The following is a 17,779-nucleotide window of genomic DNA, read 5'->3' on the forward strand; positions in this document are numbered from 1 at the left end:
CTTTGCCATGATGATGTTGCTGTTCAAGATCAACGGCGAACGCTACGGGCTGGATGTGGCGGACGTCGTTGAGCTTGTGCCCTACGTGGTGCTGCAGAGTCTGCCCAAGTCCCCTGCTTATATCGCCGGCCTGATGAACTTCAGGGGCAGAATCGTGCCGGTGGTCGATTTGTCCATTCTGCTGTGTGACAAACCGGTAAAGCACTTGATGAGCAGCCGTATCATTCTGATCCAGCCGGTCAAGTCAGAGCCCCGGCTGGTCGGCCTGTTGGCGGAAAACGTCACCGAAACCGTCAAGGTTTCGGAAGACATATTTACCGATACGGGAATACAGCCTGAGACCAGCGCCTTTGTCGACAAGGTGGTTATGCACCCGGCGGGTGTAATTCAGTTCGTCTCGCCGACCAAGTTATTGCCCAAGGAGGTGAGGGTGATGTTGCGCGGCGAAGGGCGTACCACGGTCGAAGCCGGAAACCAAAATGATGTCGTTTGACACCATACAAAAGCTGATCAAGTCGGACATGGGGCTGGCGCCGGAGTCGGTCGGTGCGGAAACGATCAAGCGGGTAGTGACGCGGCGCATGAAGACGGTCGGCATGGACGATGTCGCCGAGTATGTTCGGCTCATCAAAACCTCGGTCGAGGAAATGCAGCATCTTATTAATGAAGTGACGGTGCCGGAGACGTGGTTCTTCCGTGATCATGAACCTTTCAATGTCTTGGCCGATTATGTCCGTCGCTTTAAGATCAGCGGCGGCGGCAAAAAAATCAATATACTCAGCGTGCCCTGTTCCACCGGTGAAGAACCCTACTCCATCGCCATGGTGCTGCGAGACGCCGGCTTGGGAAAAAACGGCTTCGGCATCGATGCGGTAGACATCAGTACCGTCGTGTTGGAGAAGGCGCGCAGGGGTGTCTACAGCGAGAACTCGTTTCGCGGTAAGGACGTGAGTTTCCGCGATAGGTATTTTGAAAAAGAGGGGCAAAATTACCATATCTCCGCCGAGATCAAGACGACAGTGAATTTTGCCAAGGGCAACATTGTCGCCCCCGGTTTCATGGCGGGCAAGGGACCGTACGACGTGGTGTTCTGCCGTAATTTGCTGATCTATTTCGATTACCAAACCAAATGCGATGTACTCGACACCCTGCATGGCCTTATGGCCGACAAGGGCATGCTGGTGCTGGGCCATGCCGAGACCGGTCGTATGCCGACCGGCTTGTTTGAAACCCTCAACCTGCCCGGCTCGTTCGCCTATTTGAAATCCGATGCGTCGCGCGCGCCGACCAAGCCCGTGTCCGCGGCCGCATTCAAACAGACGCCGCAGCCGCCGCGACGCATAGCGTCTAAGCCGGCCATCGCCGTCGTGAAACATGAGCCGGTGGAAGCCGCGTCCGAGCCGCTGGCGCAGATACAGGCCTGGGTCGATTCGGTGCAGCAGCTGGCCGACGAAGGGCGTCTGAAACAGGCCCTCACCGAGTGCGATAAATTGATCGCCGCGGTGCCCGATTCGGCCCAGGGCTATTATCTCAAGGGGCTTGTGTTGTTGGGTTTTGACGCGGACGAAGAGGCCATGACCGCGTTTAAGAAGGCGGTTTATCTTGATCCTAAACATTACCAATCATTGATTCATCTGTCGGTCTTGGCCGAGGAACAGGGCGAATTACGCGCTGCGGAAAATTTTCGCGCGCGCGCCGATCGTTTGCGCGACAGCGGTCAGCTGGACGCGATTTAGATGAGGCGCTGAAACGGATATGGCGGAACAGGACAAAATCATTGACGATTGCTGGAACCGCATCGGCGTCTGGTCCAAGGGCGATCACGAATGCCCCAAGCTTAAGGACGTCGGTCATTGCATCAATTGCGCAGTGTTTTCCTCCGCCGGCCGACAGTTGTTGGAGTCCGAGCCGCCGGCGGGTTATCTGGAACAGTGGACTGAGTTTTGTTCCGCCCCACAGGAAGACAAGAATACTCAGGCCGGTTCCATTATCCTGTTCCGGCTCGGTGATGAATGGCTGGGTTTGGAAACGCGCTTGCTGGATGAAGTGACCTCGATGCGCAGCGTCCACAGCGTTCCACACCGCAAAAGCAGCGTCCTGAAGGGGCTGGTGAATGTGCGCGGCGAGTTGCAGCTGTGCGTCTCCATCGGCCGCCTGTTAAACGTTACCCGAGGCGAAATGACCGGCACCAATGTGGTGAAAGGGATGTATGAGCGGATGGTAGTGGCTTCGTACAATGGTGTCAGGGTCGTGTTTCCCGTCAGCGAGGTGCGCGGGGTGTATCGTTTCGATTTCGCTGAGATGACCGAGGCGCCGGCGACCGCGATGAATTGCTCGGTGCACTATCTCAAGGGCATGCTGATCTGGGAGAATCACCACGTCGGCGTGATTGACCAGGAATTATTGTTCCCTGCGCTGCAGCGCGGGATTTTGTAGGTGGGAGTCGGACGCATGTCGGATACCTCCATGCTGGATTTATTCAAGATGGAAGTTGAGCAACAGACTGAATTGCTCAATGACAGCTTGCTGGCGCTCGACCAAAATCCGACCAGCGCCGAACATCTGGAGGCGGCGATGCGCGCCTCCCATTCCGTCAAAGGCGCTGCGCGCCTGTTGGGCGTGGAGTCGGTGCAAGGGCTGGCCCACATGATGGAGGACTGCTTGGTGGCGGCCCAGGAGGGGCGCCTGTTGTTGGACGGCGATGCGGTGGATGTATTGCTCAAGGCCATGGACGCCATTCGTCAAATCGCCGCCGCTGAAGACAATCTGGATGCCTGGCTGGATGACCACCGCCAGGTGTTTGATCAGCTGGTGTCCGCACTGGAAGGGGTGGGCAGCCGGGCCGACGCCGAAGCCACGCCCCGGATTAACGTGGCGGAAGCAGTCGTGTCGGCCCCGGAGACCCCGACGGCAACGTCTGCGGACATTCCCGAGAGGAGGCTCAACTTGACCGAGGATGCCTCCTTGCTGGAGCTGTTCCGGGTCGAATGTGAGCAGCACGGCGCGGTTATCGGTGAGGGCCTGTTGACGCTGGAACAGAATCCGACCGCGTCGGAGTGCCTGGATCAGCTAATGCGCGCCGCCCATTCCATTAAGGGTGCGGCGCGTCTGGTGGGTATCGAGCCGTTGGTGGAAATCGCCCATGCCATGGAAGACGGGTTTGTCGCGGCGCAGAACGGCGAGTTGGAATTGAGTGCCGACGACATCGATGTGATGCTCAAAGGTTTGGATGTCATTCAGGAAATCGCCGCCTATGAGGGTGACCTGAACCAGTGGTACGGCGGCCGCAGGCAGGATATTGCGCAACTGGTGCAAGCCCTGGCGGCGATCAAGCCGGCGCCTGACGCACAGCCGGCCGCGCCCGAGCGGGCGCCCGCCCCAGCGCATGACGAAGCGGATATTTCCCTCACCATCGGCGATCCCTCCATGCTTGATCTGTTCCGGGTCGAGTGTGAGCAACACGGCGCGGTGCTGAATCAGGGCTTGTTGGCGTTGGAACAAGATCCGACTTCGCCGGAACGCCTGGAACCGTTGATGCGCGCCGCGCATTCAATCAAGGGCGCGGCGCGCCTGGTGGGCATCGAGCCGGTAGTCAAGCTGGCCCATGCCATGGAAGATGGCTTTGTCGCGGCGCAAAACAGTGAGATTGTCCTCTCCGCCGAGCATATGGATGTCTTACTCAAGGGCGCGGACACCATTCTCGCCATCGCCATGCATGAGGGTGAACTGGCCGATTGGTACGACGCCAATAGGCAGGACTATCTGAGTCTGCTGGACGAGGTCAACGCCATACTCAAGGGCGAGTCGGGTGTCGTTACCGAAACCCGGGCCGAAGCGGTCCCCGCGGCGGCGAGCGAAGCGCGGCCCGAGCCGGGGGAGGCAGGGGACGCCGATACCGCCGCCGTCAAGCCGGCGCTGAAAAAAAATACTGCGCCGCAGAAGGATCGCGTGCTGCGCGTCAGCGCCGAGCTGGTGAACCGGCTGATGGGCTTGGCCGGAGAGTCGCTGGTGGAATCGCGCTGGCTGTATCCCTATTCCGAATCCCTGCGCCGTCTCAAGCGCCAGCAGACCGATTTGGTCTGTATGATCGATTCCCTGCGCGAGCGCATGGAGCGGCAACAGGTCAGTGATGATATGCGCGGCCTATTGCGCGATGCACAGCGCCAGGCGTCTCAATGCCGCGAGGTGATGTCCGATCGCCTTAACGAATTAGAGTCTTATGATCGACGTTTGAGTAACCTGTCTTCGCGCCTGCACCGCGAAGTGGTAGGCAGCCGCATGCGTCCCTTCATCGACGGTGTGCACGGTTTTCCGCGTATGGTGCGCGACATATCGCGCAGTTTGAAGAAAGACGTGCAACTGATTATCGAAGGCGAAACCACCATGGTGGATCGCGACATCCTGGACAAGATCGAGGCGCCGCTGAATCATATTATTCGTAACGCCATTGACCACGGCCTCGAATCGCCGGAGGAGCGCGTCGCCGCCGGAAAACCGGCCAAGGGCACGATTCGGCTGCGTGCCTATCACAACGCCGGCATGCTCTCCATCGTGGTCGGCGACGACGGCCGCGGCATCGACCTGGACAGGTTGCGTCACAAGATCGTGGAAAAGGGGCTGATCGATGCGGCGATGGCCGAGACGCTGAGCGAGATGGAACTCACCGATTTCTTGTTCTTGCCCGGCTTTAGCACCAAAGACAAGGTCAGCGAGATCTCCGGCCGCGGTGTCGGGTTGGACGTGGTCTACGACGCCATGCAGGAAATGCGCGGCAATGTCAGGGCCACCTCGAAGCCGGGTCAGGGGACTCGCTTTCATATGCAGCTGCCCCTGACCTTGTCGGTGATCCCCGCCCTGTTGGTGGAAATCGCCGGCGAGCCTTATGCCTTTCCGCTGGCGCGCATTGACCGAATCGCCAGCGTCAGGCAGTCCGAGGTCAGCGAAGCAGAAGGTAATCAGTTTGTGGTGTTGGACGGTAAAAACGTGGGATTGGTCAGTGCCAGCCAGATCCTCGAAAAAGAGTCCGGCATGGAGCACACAGGCCTGATGTCCGTAGTGGTGTTGAATGAACGCAACCATTACTACGGCATGGTCGTCGACAAGTTTCTCGGCGAACGGGAATTGGTGGTGCAGGTCATGCCCGAGGCCTTGGGCAAGGTGCAGGACATCAGTTCCGCCGCCTTGATGGAGGATGGTTCGCCGCTGTTGATCGTGGACGTGGACGACCTGATCCGTTCCATCGAAAAGGTGTTGAAAACGGCCCGTCTGGGCAAGGTAAGTTCGATTCTTGAAGAAGAGACCGCGCTTTGCAAGACCGTGTTGGTGGTGGATGATTCCATTACCGTGCGTGAAGTGGAACGCAAGCTGTTGGAAAGGGCCGGTTATCAGGTGGAAACAGCGGTGGACGGTGTAGACGGTTTAAATATGTTGCGCAGTCAGCCGTTCGACATGCTGGTGACCGATGTGGATATGCCGCGTATGAATGGTATAGATCTGGTGAAAACCCTCAGGCAGGATGCAAGCCTGCGCTCGCTGCCGGTGCTGATGGTTTCTTATAAAGATCGGGAGGAGGATAAGTTGAGAGGATTGGAAGCCGGAGCAGATTATTATTTGACCAAGGGCAGTTTCCACGACGAAACCTTGTTGCAGGCCGTCGTCGATCTGGTCGGTGAGGCCAAGTCGTGAGGATCGCAATCGTCAATGATTCCATGATGGCGGTGGAGAGTCTGCGCCGTGTGATTACGTCGGTACCGGACTACGAGTTGGCTTGGATCGCCAACGATGGCGCCGAGGCGATCTGGCGCTGCGGCACCGATGTGCCCGATTTAATGCTGATGGATCTGATCATGCCGGTGATCGACGGGGTAGAGGCGACGCGCAAGATTATGGCCGAGACCCCTTGCGCCATCCTGGTGGTGACATCCACCGTCGCCGGTAATGCCTCCAAGGTGTTTCAGGCCATGGGCCATGGCGCCCTGGATGCGGTGAACACGCCAGTGCTGGGCATGACCGGCGATGCCGAAGGCAAGGACGAACTGTTGCGCAAGATCGCCACCATCGCCAAACTGATCCGTCAACGCAAGGGCGATAGCTCGGAGAATTTATTCCGCGCTGCCAAACCCAAGACGACGCCGACCCATAAGAACCTTGTGGCGATCGGTTCCTCGTCCGGCGGGCCCAAGGCGCTGGCGGTTCTATTGCACGCCTTGCCTGCTGATTTCCCTGCGCCGATTGTGATTATCCAACATGTGGATGAAAAGTTTTCCGCTGAATTGGCGCTGTGGTTGAATCGGCAATGCGCGCTTGAGGTGCGTCTGGCGGAAAAAGGTGATAGCTTGGAGCCCGGCAGGGCGTTGATCGCCGGTAATAATAACCACCTGATAGTCAATTCAAACGGTCGGCTTGACTATACCCCTGACCCTGTCGATATGGTTTATAGGCCCTCGGTGGATGTGTTCTACGCCAGCATTGCGGAGCATTGGTCCGGGGACGTCGTGGCGGTGCTGTTGACCGGCATGGGACGCGACGGCGCACAAGGCCTGTTGACCTTGCGTAACAAAGGTGTGTTCACCGTGGCACAGGACGAGACGACCTGCGCGGTCTACGGTATGCCGAAGGCCGCGGCCCAACTCGGCGCGGCTGAAAAAATATTGCCGCTGGACGATATTGCTCCTGAGTTGAATCAATATTTCGCGGGCAAGAAAAATAGGCACGTATGCTGATGGACGTAAGCAGGCAAGACGATCAAGCGACGGCGGAGGTCAACACCTGCGCGGACGCGGCGCGTATCCGGGTGATGTTGGTGGACGATCAGAATATCGTGGCCGAGGCGTTGCGCCGCATGTTGGCCGACGAGGCCGAGATTGATTATCACTATGTCAGTGATCCCGCCTCCGCCATCGATGAAGCGACCAAGTTCAAGCCGACGGTGATCCTCCAGGATTTGGTCATGCCGGATATCGATGGTTTGATGCTGCTCAAGTTCTACCGCTCCAATCCCGAGACCAAAGTGGTGCCGGTGATTGTGCTGTCCACCAAGGAAGACCCTAAGATCAAGAGTGAGGCCTTCGCCCTCGGGGCGAGCGACTACCTGGTCAAGTTTCCGGACAAGATCGAGGTGATCGCCCGTATATTAGCCCACTCGCGCAGTTTTCTGGCGCAGCAGCAGCGCGATGAGGCCTATCAGGCCTTGGAGGTGTTGAAAAAGGAATTGGAGGAAAAGAATACCGAGTTGGAACGCTTGTCATCTCAGGACGGCCTGACCGGCATTGCCAACCGTCGTATCTTCGATGAATTCTCGGGCAAGGAGTGGGGCCGCGCCGCCCGCGATCATGCGCCGTTGTCTCTGATCTTGATCGATATCGATCATTTCAAGACCTACAACGATAACTATGGCCATCAGGGCGGCGACGACTGCTTGCGCCAGGTGGCCCAGAAGCTTGCCAGTACCGTGCGCCGTCCCAGCGATCTGGTGGCGCGTTACGGTGGCGAGGAGTTCGCCGTGGTAATGCCGGGGACGGACCTCGAGGGGGCCAAGCGTATTGCCGACGCCCTGTGTGACGGGGTAGCCTCAATGAATCTGCCGCACGCCCATTCCTCCACTGCCGATCATGTCACCATCAGTCTCGGGGTGGCCAGCGCCATGCCGACCACGGAGGGCGGTCCGGAGCAGCTGATCGAGAAGGCCGACGAGGCCTTGTATCAGGCCAAGAAGAGCGGCCGCAACCAGTTCCAGGTCGCCGACTAGCCCCCGGATTGCTCACCGCTCACCCCGCCGCACCCTTGAACCGTTTCGCCACGAACGGTGATGAGAAATCCCGGCGACCCCCACTCAGTTTGTTGCGCCGCCGTTTTCCGTCGCTTCGATCGGCGACAGGCGTCGTGACTCGGGGTGTATTCTTACCGTTTTGATGGCGTTGTTGCTGGTCTGGACGATATCGATGGGATAACCGGCGATCAGCACGCTGGTGCCGGCTTCGGGAATGGATTCCAGATACTCAGTGATCAGGCCATTGAGCGTTTTCGGCCCATCGGTGGGCAGTTCCCATTGCATGGTGCGGTTCAATTCGCGCACGTAGGCACCGCCGTCGACCAGGAAGCTGCCGTCTTCCTGCGGATGGACGAATTTGATGGCGGCGGCCATGTCGGTAGTAAATTCGCCGACGATCTCTTCCAGTATGCTCTCCAAGGTCACTAATCCTTCAATGTCGCCGTATTCGTCGACGACGAAGCCGATACGCCGTTTTTCACGCTGAAAGCTGAGCAGCTGGGTGTTGAGCGACGTCCCTTCCGGAATGAAGTAGGGCTCGCGGCAAATGGCCAGCAGCTTGTCCTTGGTGAAATCGCCTTCCGCCAGCACATGCAGGGCGTTGCGGGCATGCACGAAACCGACTACGTGTTCCACATTATCGCGGAATACCGGCAGGCGGGTGTGCTCGGTGTGGATCAGTTGTTTGAGTATGCTCTGATCGTCTTCGTTGATGTCGATGCCGACGATCTCGTTACGCGGCACCATGACATCCTCCACGGTGACCTTTTCCAGGTCGAGAATGCTGATCAGCATCTCCTGGTGTTGGCGCGGGATCAGGGCGCCGGCCTCATTCACCACGGTGCGCAGTTCCTCGCTGCTCAATTGCTGCATGGCGTCGGTTTGCGGCGGCACACCCAGTAATCTGAGCAGGGTGTTGGCGATGATGTTCACCAGCCAGACCAGGGGATAACTGAGGGTCAACAAGGGCTTCAGCACCACGGAGGCGGGAAAGGCCACTCGCTCCGGATGCAGGGCGGCCAGTGTCTTGGGCGCCACTTCGGCGAAGATCAAAATGACGAAGGTGAGAATGCCGGTGGCAATGGCGATACCGGCCTCGCCCATCAGGCGTAGGGCGATCAAGGTGGCGATGGACGAGGCCAGGATGTTGACGAAGTTATTGCCCAGCAGGATCAGGCCGATGAGGCGGTCGGTGCGGTCCAGCAATTGCTGGGCGCGCAGCGCGCCCGGATCGCCCGCCTGGGCCAGGTGGCGCAGCTTATAGCGATTGAGGCTCATCATGGCCGTCTCCGAGGCCGAGAAGCAGGCCGACAGGACGATCAGAAAAAACAGCGTAGTGCCTAAAAAGCTAAGCGGGATCTCTTGCATGGTCGTTGATTCTATTCGGCAGGCTGGGAAGGTCTAGCCCGCATTTTCCATTGCGATAGGCCAAGGGCGTGGCAGTGTGTCATTGTCTGGTTGATCGGCATTCTCGATAATCCTTCATTAGTTTCAATCACCTGCATCAAAGTCATGGGCTGCCCGGCGAGACATGCGGGTTAGTTGAGTATAACTTCCAGCACCGTCTTGCTGCCGAAGTATGCTAATGCCAAAAAAACGAAGCCGCTCAAAGTCCAGCGGATGGCGGTCTTGCCGCGCCAGCCGAACTGCCAGCGTCCCCACAGCAGGGTGGCGAAGACGCCCCAGGCGACGATGGACAGCACGGTCTTATGAACCAGGTGCTGGGCGAACATATTGTCGAGAAAAATGAACCCGGTCAGCAGCGACAGGCTTTGCAGGATGAAACCCAGGCCGATCATCTGGAACAATAGTCGCTCCATGGTCTGCAGCGGCGGCAGGGTGCGGATAAACCCCCCCGGATGCTTGTGGCGCAGATGATAATCCTGGATGGTCAGCAGCACGGCCTGGACCGCGGCGATGCTGAGCAGGCTATAGGCGGCGATGGAAATCAGGATATGGATCTCGATGTGCGAATTCAGCGGTTCAGTGATCTGTTCGGCGGAAAAGGCCAGCCCCAGAGCCACCGCCAGGGCGGTGCCGGGAAACACGATAATGCCCAAATTCTCGGTCGGGCGTTTAATCACACTCAAGAGCAGGATGGCGCTGATCACCCAGGTGACCAGCGAGACGGCGTTGAACACCCCCAGATTGAGCCCGGCAGCGGTAAACAGCTGGCCGCCGATCACCCAGCCGTGCAATAGCAGGGCGACGATGGCGGGGGTGAGGCTTTTCCATTTGCTGGCCGGGGTGGTGAGCTGGTTGCGCAAACGGGCGCCGAGCGAGTAAGCGGCAACTAAATACAAGAAAATCGCTAAAGTGCCGATAACTATGGTGTGCATAATGGTTGTTTTGATTGATGAAATTACAATGATGGCACATCTGCGGGCCCGGTAGAAGAGGGCCTTTTTCGTGGCAGGCCGAGGTGGGTTATTTTAACCTAAAGATTTTTGCTTAAGTGCAGAAATATTAAAGATATGAAGCTAAGGATATTAGGCTGCGATGGCGGGATAGGCCGGGGGTTGAGGACGACCTCGATGTTGGTCGACGACGACGTGCTCATCGATGCAGGGAGCGGCGTCGGTGACTTGACACTGGATGAAATGGCCAACATCCGTCACATCTTTCTGACACATTCCCATCTCGATCATGTGGCGTTCCTGCCGTTGCTGGTCGACAGCATCTTCGAGCGCATTGAGCAGCCCATCGTGATTCACGGCCTGCCCGCGACCATTCAGGCCCTGCGCGAACATGTCTTCAACTGGGCCATCTGGCCCGATTTCGCCAAATTGCCGGTGGTCAACAAGCCGGTGATGAAGTATCAGGAACATCCTGCCGGTGACATCTGCGAAGTTGGCGGCCGCAGGTTCGAATCCATCCCCATGAACCACATTGTGCCCACGGTCGGTTACCGGGTGGAATCGGCGGCGGGCATGTCATTCGCCTTTACCGGCGATACCACCACCAATGATACGTTCTGGGAGGCGGTCAACGCCTATCCCCGTCTCGACCTGCTGTTGCTGGAAGTCGCCTTCAGCAACGAGTACGAAGACCTCAGCAACAGCGCCCGGCACTACTGCTCCAAGACCGTGGCGGCCGATCTGGCCAAGCTTAAGCTGGACCCGCAAATCTACCTCACCCACCATAAACCGGAAGAAAACAGCCGCATCCTGGAAGAACTGGAACAGCTGGTGCCCGACCGGGTCATTAAACAACTCAAGAATAATAAGTCGTTTTCGTTATAATAGCCCCTTTGTGGCTATTACATTCATCATCGCTGGATCCATCCTATGTTTGAAAATCTGACAGAACGCCTGGCGCGTACCATGCGCGATATGCGCGGTCGCGGCCGTCTGACTGAAGACAACATCAAAGACGCCCTGCGCGAGGTGCGCATGGCCTTACTTGAGGCCGACGTATCCTTGCCGGTGGTGCGCGAGTTCATCGACCAGGTCAAAGAGAAGGCCGTCGGCCAGGAGGTGATGAAGAGTCTGACCCCGGGCCAGGCCTTCATCAAGGCGGTCAACGACCAGCTCATCGAGATCATGGGCGCGGCCAATGAGGAATTGCACCTGAATACGGCGCCCCCCGCGGTCGTGATGATGGCCGGCCTGCAGGGATCCGGTAAGACCACCACCGTGGCCAAGCTGTCGCGCTGGCTCAAGGAGCGCAAGAAGAAGTCAGTGCTGGTGGTGAGCTGCGACATCTACCGCCCCGCCGCCATCCATCAGTTGGAGACCCTGGCCGGTGAAGTGGGCGCTGAATTTTTCCCCAGCCGTACCGACCAGGACCCGGTGGACATCGCCACCGCCGCCTTGGATCATGCCCGCAAACAATTCATCGATGTGGTGATTGTCGACACCGCCGGCCGCCTGCATATCGATGATCAGATGATGGGCGAGATCGAGCGCCTGCACGGTGCCCTTGAGCCGGTGGAGACCCTGTTCGTGGTCGACAGTATGACCGGCCAGGACGCCGCCAACACCGCCAAGGCCTTCAACGATGCCCTGCCCCTGACCGGGGTAGTGCTCACCAAGACCGACGGTGACGCCCGCGGCGGGGCCGCCTTGTCGATTCGCCAGATCACCGGCAAGCCGATCAAATTCCTCGGTGTGGGCGAAAAGAATGACGCCCTCGAAGCCTTCCATCCCGAGCGCGTGGCCTCGCGCATCCTGGGTATGGGCGATGTGCTGAGCCTGGTGGAGCAGGCCGAGCGCAGCATCGACCAGGAGGAAGCGGCCAAGCTGTCCAAGAAATTGCAGAAGGGTAAAGGCTTCGACCTGGAGGACTTTCGCAGTCAGCTGCAGCAGATGCAGAAGATGGGCGGTGTCGCCGCGCTGATGGACAAGCTGCCCGGCATGGGGGATCTGCCGCAGGGCGCCAAAAACCAGGTAAATGACAAGGAATTCAGGCGCATGGAGGCGATTATCAACTCCATGACCGCGCGCGAACGGCAGCGCCCGGAAATCATCAAGGGCTCGCGCAAGCGCCGTATCGCCGCCGGCTCCGGCACCGAAGTGCAGGAGGTCAACCGGTTGCTCAAGCAGTTCACCCAGATGCAGAAAATGATGAAGAAATTCAAAAAGGGCGGCATGGCCAAGATGATGCGCACCATGAAGGGCCGCATGCCCGGCGGCATGACCCCCTTCTAAACCCGATCGTCGCGCGCTGGCATGCTCGCCGGCGGATATTAAACGCATGGATAGCGGGGGATTTCACCTCCTGTTAAAGCCTTAAAAGGCTTTCTTTTTTCCTCAATTTGCGTAAAATATGCGGATTTTTACCGGCGGTCCAATTGTGGGCAGCTGTTTCTGGAATTGCATAGAGGATTTTTGCGAGATGGTAACGATTCGTTTAGCTCGTGGTGGCGCCAAGAAGCGTCCCTTTTACCACATCGTTGTGACTGATTCGCGCAATGCGCGCGACGGTCGTTACATCGAGCGTGTCGGTTTCTTCAACCCCGTGGCCAAGGGCCAGGAAGAGCGACTGAGCATTGCTACCGACCGTATCGAGCACTGGGTCGGCCAAGGTGCCAAGACCTCCGAGCGTGTTGCCAAGCTGATCGAGCAGAACAAAGCCGCCGCGTAAAACCGGTTGTGCAACGCGAACACGTCATCCTGGGCAGGATTGCCGGTGTCTACGGGGTGCGCGGTTGGGTGAAGGTGTTTTCCGAGACCCAACCCAAAGAGAATATTTTTAGTTACAAGCCCTGGCAGATCCGCCTCAACGGCGCCTGGCAGCACGTCGAGGTGGTCGAGGGTAAGCCCCACGGCAAGGGCTTGGTGGCACAGCTGGCCGGCTATGACGGGCGCGAGCTGGCCCGGCAATTGGTCGGGGCGGAAATCGCCGTCGCGCGACAGCAATTGCCCGCCGCCGCCGAGGGTGAGTATTACTGGGTTGACCTGGTGGGCCTGACGGTAGTGACCCTGGCCGGCACCGAGCTGGGCCGGGTCGATCACTTGTTTGAGACCGGCGCCAACGACGTCGTCGTGGTAAAGGGTCAACAGGAACATTTGATTCCCTTCGTCCAGGGACAATATATCCGCGAAATCGACCTGGACGCGGGTGTGATGCGGGTCGATTGGACCCCGGAGATTTGAGTGAGAATTGATGTTGTCACTCTGTTTCCGCAGCTGATCGCGGATCTGGCGCGATACGGGGTCACCGGCCGGGCCCTGCAGGGCGGGGTGTTCGAGCTGGGGGTGTGGAATCCGCGCGATTACACCCAGGATCGGCACCGCACGGTGGATGACCGGCCCTACGGCGGCGGCCCGGGCATGGTGATGATGATCGAGCCCTTGCGTCAGGCCATCCAGGCCGCGCGGCGGGCCAATCCCGCAGCCGGGGTGGTCTATCTGTCGCCCCAGGGGCGGCGTTTCGACCAGGGCCTGGCGCGTGACGTTGCCCGGCGGCCGGGCCTGATCCTGGTAGCCGGTCGCTATGAAGGCGTCGATGAGCGTGTGCTTGAATTGGACGTCGATGAGGAGTGGTCCATCGGTGACTACGTCCTCAGCGGCGGTGAGACCGCCGCCCTGGTGGTGGTCGATGCGGTGACCCGCTTGTTGCCCGGCGCGCTCGGGCACGAGGATTCGGCACAGCAGGATTCGTTCAGTGACGGCTTGCTGGATTGCCCGCACTACACCCGCCCTGAGAATTATCAGGGCAGGCCGGTGCCGGCGGTGCTGCTCAGCGGCGACCACGGCGCCATCCGGCGCTGGCGGTTGAAGCAGTCGCTGGGGCGGACCTGGCTGCGGCGAGCGGAGCTGCTGCAGGGCCTGGAACTGGACAAAGGGCAACAAATGCTGCTGGAAGAGTTTATCCGGGAGCATGAAGAACAACAGGATTGAGCGGCGGCGACTACGCCTGATTTTTGGATTTTGAGATTGATTAGTTGAGGAAAGTGTCATGAGCAATATCATCGACCAGCTGGAAGCAGAACAAATGAACCGCGAAGTCCCTGATTTCGGCGCCGGCGATACGGTCGTCGTTCAGGTCAAGGTTAAAGAGGGTGAGCGTGAGCGTCTTCAGGCCTTTGAAGGGGTCTGTATCGCCAAGCGTAACCGCGGCCTGAATTCTTCGTTCACCGTGCGCAAGATTTCCAACGGTGAAGGGGTGGAACGCGTCTTCCAGACCTATAGCCCGGTGGTGGACTCCATTGCCGTCAAGCGCCGCGGTGATGTGCGTCGCGCCAAGCTCTACTACCTACGTGAGCGTACCGGTAAGGCGGCCCGTATCAAGGAAAAGCTGTAATCGTCTCATCCCGCTTGATGCGTGAGACGAGCAAACAGGGTGCGGACCGGTTGTCTGGGTTCAGCACCCTTTTTTCTATGCCCGTAAATCGTATGCTGAGGCGACCGCTCAGCGCCGCACTGTTGACTTTGTGCATGCTTGCCGCCAGCGCCGTCGAGGCGGTCGAGCCCCTGTCCGAATCCCTGTTAAACGAAATCTCCGCGCTGTCCGAACAGGGCATCGACACACTGTCGCTGTTGTTGTTGGCCGAGGCTGAGCCCGATCTGGCGCAGGCGCCCGCTGCCTGGGCGGCCTGGCACCGCAAAAAGATCGAGTTGCTGCGCCAGAACGAGGCGTGGCAGGCCATCACTCGTGAATACGAACATCTGCCCGTGGCCGCGCCGCACGCGCATCGCGATTGGTTGTTTGCCGAGTTGGTCAGGACCTATCTGACCATGGGCAGTGGCGCCCAGGCGCGCGATCTGCTGTTGTCCCTGATTTGGGACAGCGAGCATGATACCGGGCAACTGGCCCAGTGGCGGCGCCTGGTGGCGCAAAGTTATCTGGTGGACGGCCGTTATGACGACGCCCGCAGCGCCCTGCTGCGCTATGAACAGGACTATCCCGAAGCCGACCGTGACCCCCAGTGGCTGGGCCTGCAGGCGCGCCTGTTGATCGCCGGGCGGCAAGCCAATGAAGCCGCCATCCTGGCGCTGGCCAGCGACGCCCCCGCCGCCCGGAGCGCCTATGTGCTGGCCCGGCTCGAGACCCCGGCACCGCCCGATGATGCGCTCATCAATGAGGCATTTGACTGGCTCGCCGAGCCCTCGCTGGACCTGGCCTTGAAACACTCTTTGTTCAGCGCCTTGTTCGAAGAGAGTCGCGAAATGCGCGATTGGCCGCGGCGCAGCGCGGTGCTGGAACGGCTGCTGGGGGTGGACCACCTGGAGGTGGCCCAGGTGACGGCGGTGGTCGATGCGCTCTGGTTCAGCCTTACCGAATACGGCCGCCAGCTGGCCAACCGAGAACAGCTGTTGGTGGGCAATTACGGTCCCTGGTTTGCGCTGGCGGCGCAGCTGAACCGGCCCGACACGCGTCAGGCTGAGGCCGTCTACGCCTGGTTGGCGATCCATGCCGAGGGCGAGGACATCAACGTCCGGGCCCATCAGCAATTGGTTCAGACCCTGGCGCACAAGGGCGAGACGGAGCTACTGCGTTCCCTCTATCTGTCCAGTTCCCAATTCACCGACGTCAGCGTGCTGCCGCTGGCCTTGATGTACCGCCTGGTGGACATGGCCCTGGCGGCGGGCGACCTGGGCCTGGCCTCCAAGTTGATGAGCGGCCTGGACGCGCCTGAAGGGGTGGACGTGGTCGAGTGGCAACTGCGTCGGGCGCGGGTGCAGATCCTGGCCGGAACGCCGCAACACGGCGCCGAGCGCTTGCGCGATATCGTTGCCGCCGACACCCTCGGCGACGGCCAGATCGGCAATCTGCTGTTGGCGCTGCAGGATCTCAATCATCAGGGCGGCCACCAAGCGGCCTATGAGATTTTGGCCGAGCTGGTGCACAAAGTGCCCGACAGTCGCCGCCAGGGCGAGTTGTATTTCTGGATGGGCGAGAGCCGGCGCGCTCAGCGGCGCTACAGCGAGGCTGCACGCCTGTATCTGCGTGCCGCGCGCACGCCGGATGAGCGCGATAGCGGCTGGCAAACCCTGGCCCAGCAGCGCGCCGCCGAGATGCTGGAACAGGCCGGTCTGGTGAGTGACGCCGTGCTGTTGTATAAACGCCTGCAGGCGCAGGCCGACCCGGCCCGGCGCGCGCTCTACCAGGACCAGATCCGGCGCCTTAGCAGTCAGAGCGATTAATCGACTAAACTCATTTTTATGACGACAGCGATACCCGCCGAAAGCTACGATGCCGTGATTGCGACGCCTGTGCCGCGCGTCAAGGTGGGGCTGCGCTTTGCCGGCGAGCGCCTGGTCGGGGTCGATTTCCTGGGCGGCGAGGCCACGCCGCAGCTGCCCAAATCCAGCGCTCAGCGGTGCATGATCAAGCAACTGCAACACTATTTTGTCGACCCGGCCGCGGATCTGGATATGGCCTTGCAGATCGAGGGCACGGCGTTTCAGCAGCGTGTCTGGAAGGCCATGCGGCAGATCCCGCCGGGCAAGACCCTGACCTACGGCGAACTTGCCCGACGCCTGGGCAGCTCGGCGCGGGCCGTCGGCAGCGCCTGCCGCACCAATCACCTGCCCCTGGTGATTCCCTGTCACCGTGTGGTGGCGAAATCCGGGCTGGGCGGTTTCATGGGCCAGACCCGCGGCGCCGGCCTGACGCTCAAGCAGTGGCTTTTGGAGCACGAACAGCGGGTCAATGACGGCTGAGCTGAGTCGCGCAGACGCGGCCCTGATCGAACTGTTTCTGGACAGCCTGTGGGTCGAGCGCGGTGCCAGTGATCATACCCTGACGGCCTATCGCAGCGACCTGCGGGCATTGGCAGCGGCCCTGGCGCGCCGGGATAAGACGCTGCGCTCCGCGGCGCGCGGCGATCTGCTCGATTACCTGGCCCTGCGTGTGCAGCAGGGGGCCAAGGCGCGCACCACGGCGCGTTTGTTGTCGAGTCAGCGGCGTTTTTATCGTTATCTGCTGCGCGAGGGGCGTATCCAGGAAGATCCCACCGCCCAAATCGACGCCCCCAAACTGGGTCGGCCCCTGCCCAAATCGCTGACCGAGGCCGACGTGGACGCCTTGCTGGCGGCGCCGTGCATCGACGCCCCCCTGGGCCTGCGCGACCGCGCCATGCTGGAACTACTGTACGCCAGCGGCCTGCGGGTGTCGGAGCTGGTGGGGCTGAAACTGGGGGAGGTCAGCCTGGCCCAGGGCGTGGTGCGTATCTTTGGCAAGGGCGGCAAGGAACGTCTCGTGCCCATGGGCGAAGAATGCCTGGATTGGCTGCAGCGCTACCAAACCGAGGCCCGACCGGCGTTGTTGGCGGGCCGCCTGGCCGATGCCGTATTCGTCACCCGGCGCGGCACGGCCATGACGCGCCAGGCCTTTTGGCACCTGGTCAAACGCTATGCGCGGCAGGCCGACATCCGCACCGACCTCTCGCCCCACACCCTGCGTCATGCCTTTGCCACACACTTATTGAATCATGGCGCCGATCTGAGGGTGCTGCAGATGCTGTTGGGTCACAGCGATCTTTCCACCACCCAGATTTATACCCATGTGGCGCGCGAACGCTTGAAATCGCTCCACGCCACTCACCATCCGCGCGGATAATTT

The 17,779-nt window shown here is 60.0% G+C and carries 17 protein-coding genes; 15 read left to right on the forward strand and 2 right to left on the reverse strand.

The genetic code is table 11. From position 1 onward, the window contains the following. The first annotated feature begins 7 nt into the window (after positions 1-7). The 6 genes from Tel_05295 to Tel_05320 all read left to right on the forward strand — a co-directional run bounded on the left by Tel_05295 (position 8) and on the right by Tel_05320 (position 7,747). On the forward strand, positions 8-493 hold the full coding sequence (locus tag Tel_05295; GenBank protein ALP52609.1) for a hypothetical protein: 486 nt from the start codon (positions 8-10) through the stop codon (positions 491-493). Then, positions 480-1,736, forward strand: a complete 1,257-nt coding sequence (locus Tel_05300; protein ID ALP52610.1) for a hypothetical protein — start codon at positions 480-482, stop codon at positions 1,734-1,736. Before Tel_05295 ends, Tel_05300 begins: the two co-directional genes overlap by 14 nt. Before the next feature lie 19 nt (positions 1,737-1,755). After that, complete coding sequence (locus tag Tel_05305; protein ID ALP52611.1) at positions 1,756-2,436, forward strand: hypothetical protein; 681 nt, start codon at positions 1,756-1,758, stop codon at positions 2,434-2,436. A gap of 975 nt (positions 2,437-3,411) precedes the next feature. Further along, positions 3,412-5,685 carry a chemotaxis protein CheA gene (locus tag Tel_05310; GenBank protein ID ALP54745.1) on the forward strand — a complete coding sequence of 758 codons (2,274 nt, stop codon included), beginning with the start codon at positions 3,412-3,414 and terminating at the stop codon, positions 5,683-5,685. Continuing rightward, positions 5,682-6,722: a chemotaxis response regulator protein-glutamate methylesterase gene (locus Tel_05315; GenBank protein ALP52612.1), complete on the forward strand. Its 1,041-nt coding sequence runs from the start codon at positions 5,682-5,684 to the stop codon at positions 6,720-6,722. Before Tel_05310 ends, Tel_05315 begins: the two co-directional genes overlap by 4 nt. Positions 6,723-6,796: 74 nt before the next feature. Further along, positions 6,797-7,747 carry a diguanylate cyclase response regulator gene (locus Tel_05320; protein ID ALP54746.1) on the forward strand — a complete coding sequence of 317 codons (951 nt, stop codon included), beginning with the start codon at positions 6,797-6,799 and terminating at the stop codon, positions 7,745-7,747. 84 nt (positions 7,748-7,831) lie between these two features. On the opposite strand, the gene Tel_05325 is transcribed toward Tel_05320, so the two are convergent. Both Tel_05325 and Tel_05330 read right to left on the reverse strand, forming a co-directional pair. Further along, entirely contained in the window at positions 7,832-9,136 is a 1,305-nt protein-coding gene (locus Tel_05325; GenBank protein ID ALP52613.1) for a magnesium/cobalt efflux protein, read from the reverse strand. Between the two features lie 170 nt (positions 9,137-9,306). Beyond that, positions 9,307-10,107, reverse strand: coding sequence for a hypothetical protein (locus tag Tel_05330; GenBank protein ALP52614.1), 801 nt, complete (start codon positions 10,105-10,107; stop codon positions 9,307-9,309). Positions 10,108-10,242: 135 nt separating this feature from the next. Between Tel_05330 and Tel_05335 the strand changes: the two genes are divergently transcribed. From Tel_05335 to Tel_05375, 9 genes are all read left to right on the forward strand, one after another. After that, positions 10,243-11,010 (forward strand): 3',5'-cyclic-nucleotide phosphodiesterase, encoded by a 768-nt coding sequence (locus Tel_05335; GenBank protein ALP52615.1) that lies wholly within the window; start codon positions 10,243-10,245, stop codon positions 11,008-11,010. Between the two features lie 45 nt (positions 11,011-11,055). After that, positions 11,056-12,417, forward strand: a complete 1,362-nt coding sequence (locus tag Tel_05340; GenBank protein ID ALP52616.1) for a hypothetical protein — start codon at positions 11,056-11,058, stop codon at positions 12,415-12,417. A 187-nt stretch (positions 12,418-12,604) separates the two neighbouring features. After that, a complete protein-coding gene (gene rpsP, locus Tel_05345; protein ALP52617.1) occupies positions 12,605-12,853 on the forward strand; it encodes a 30S ribosomal protein S16 in 249 nt (82 codons plus the stop codon). 8 nt (positions 12,854-12,861) lie between these two features. After that, complete coding sequence (locus Tel_05350; protein ALP52618.1) at positions 12,862-13,365, forward strand: ribosome maturation factor RimM; 504 nt, start codon at positions 12,862-12,864, stop codon at positions 13,363-13,365. Next, positions 13,366-14,112, forward strand: a complete 747-nt coding sequence (locus tag Tel_05355; protein ID ALP52619.1) for a tRNA (guanine-N1)-methyltransferase — start codon at positions 13,366-13,368, stop codon at positions 14,110-14,112. Between the two features lie 58 nt (positions 14,113-14,170). After that, the gene (locus tag Tel_05360; protein ALP52620.1) at positions 14,171-14,515 is read left to right on the forward strand and encodes a 50S ribosomal protein L19; all 345 of its coding nucleotides are present in this window, start codon (positions 14,171-14,173) and stop codon (positions 14,513-14,515) included. 134 nt (positions 14,516-14,649) lie between these two features. Continuing rightward, complete coding sequence (locus Tel_05365) at positions 14,650-16,359, forward strand: hypothetical protein (GenBank protein ALP52621.1); 1,710 nt, start codon at positions 14,650-14,652, stop codon at positions 16,357-16,359. Positions 16,360-16,413: 54 nt separating this feature from the next. Further along, positions 16,414-16,878 (forward strand): hypothetical protein, encoded by a 465-nt coding sequence (locus tag Tel_05370; protein ALP54747.1) that lies wholly within the window; start codon positions 16,414-16,416, stop codon positions 16,876-16,878. After that, positions 16,868-17,776, forward strand: a complete 909-nt coding sequence (locus Tel_05375; GenBank protein ID ALP52622.1) for a recombinase XerD — start codon at positions 16,868-16,870, stop codon at positions 17,774-17,776. The genes Tel_05370 and Tel_05375 overlap by 11 nt, the downstream gene beginning before the upstream one ends. The last annotated feature ends 3 nt before the right edge of the window (positions 17,777-17,779 follow it).

It is taken from the genome of Candidatus Tenderia electrophaga, assembly GCA_001447805.1.
Taxonomy (GTDB): Bacteria; Pseudomonadota; Gammaproteobacteria; order Tenderiales; family Tenderiaceae; genus Tenderia; species Tenderia electrophaga.

What these genes read in the sequence shown, in the direction of transcription:
- Tel_05295 (ALP52609.1), top strand. Translation starts at nt 8, where the DNA reads ATGATGATGTTGCTGTTCAAGATCAACGGCGAACGCTACGGGCTGGAT.
- Tel_05300 (ALP52610.1), top strand. Translation starts at nt 480, where the DNA reads ATGATGTCGTTTGACACCATACAAAAGCTGATCAAGTCGGACATGGGG.
- Tel_05305 (ALP52611.1), top strand. Translation starts at nt 1,756, where the DNA reads ATGGCGGAACAGGACAAAATCATTGACGATTGCTGGAACCGCATCGGC.
- Tel_05320 (ALP54746.1), top strand. Translation starts at nt 6,797, where the DNA reads ATGTTGGTGGACGATCAGAATATCGTGGCCGAGGCGTTGCGCCGCATG.
- Tel_05325 (ALP52613.1), bottom strand. Translation starts at nt 9,136, where the DNA reads ATGCAAGAGATCCCGCTTAGCTTTTTAGGCACTACGCTGTTTTTTCTG.
- Tel_05330 (ALP52614.1), bottom strand. Translation starts at nt 10,107, where the DNA reads ATGCACACCATAGTTATCGGCACTTTAGCGATTTTCTTGTATTTAGTT.
- Tel_05335 (ALP52615.1), top strand. Translation starts at nt 10,243, where the DNA reads ATGAAGCTAAGGATATTAGGCTGCGATGGCGGGATAGGCCGGGGGTTG.
- Tel_05340 (ALP52616.1), top strand. Translation starts at nt 11,056, where the DNA reads ATGTTTGAAAATCTGACAGAACGCCTGGCGCGTACCATGCGCGATATG.
- rpsP (ALP52617.1), top strand. Translation starts at nt 12,605, where the DNA reads ATGGTAACGATTCGTTTAGCTCGTGGTGGCGCCAAGAAGCGTCCCTTT.
- Tel_05360 (ALP52620.1), top strand. Translation starts at nt 14,171, where the DNA reads ATGAGCAATATCATCGACCAGCTGGAAGCAGAACAAATGAACCGCGAA.
- Tel_05365 (ALP52621.1), top strand. Translation starts at nt 14,650, where the DNA reads ATGCTTGCCGCCAGCGCCGTCGAGGCGGTCGAGCCCCTGTCCGAATCC.
- Tel_05375 (ALP52622.1), top strand. Translation starts at nt 16,868, where the DNA reads ATGACGGCTGAGCTGAGTCGCGCAGACGCGGCCCTGATCGAACTGTTT.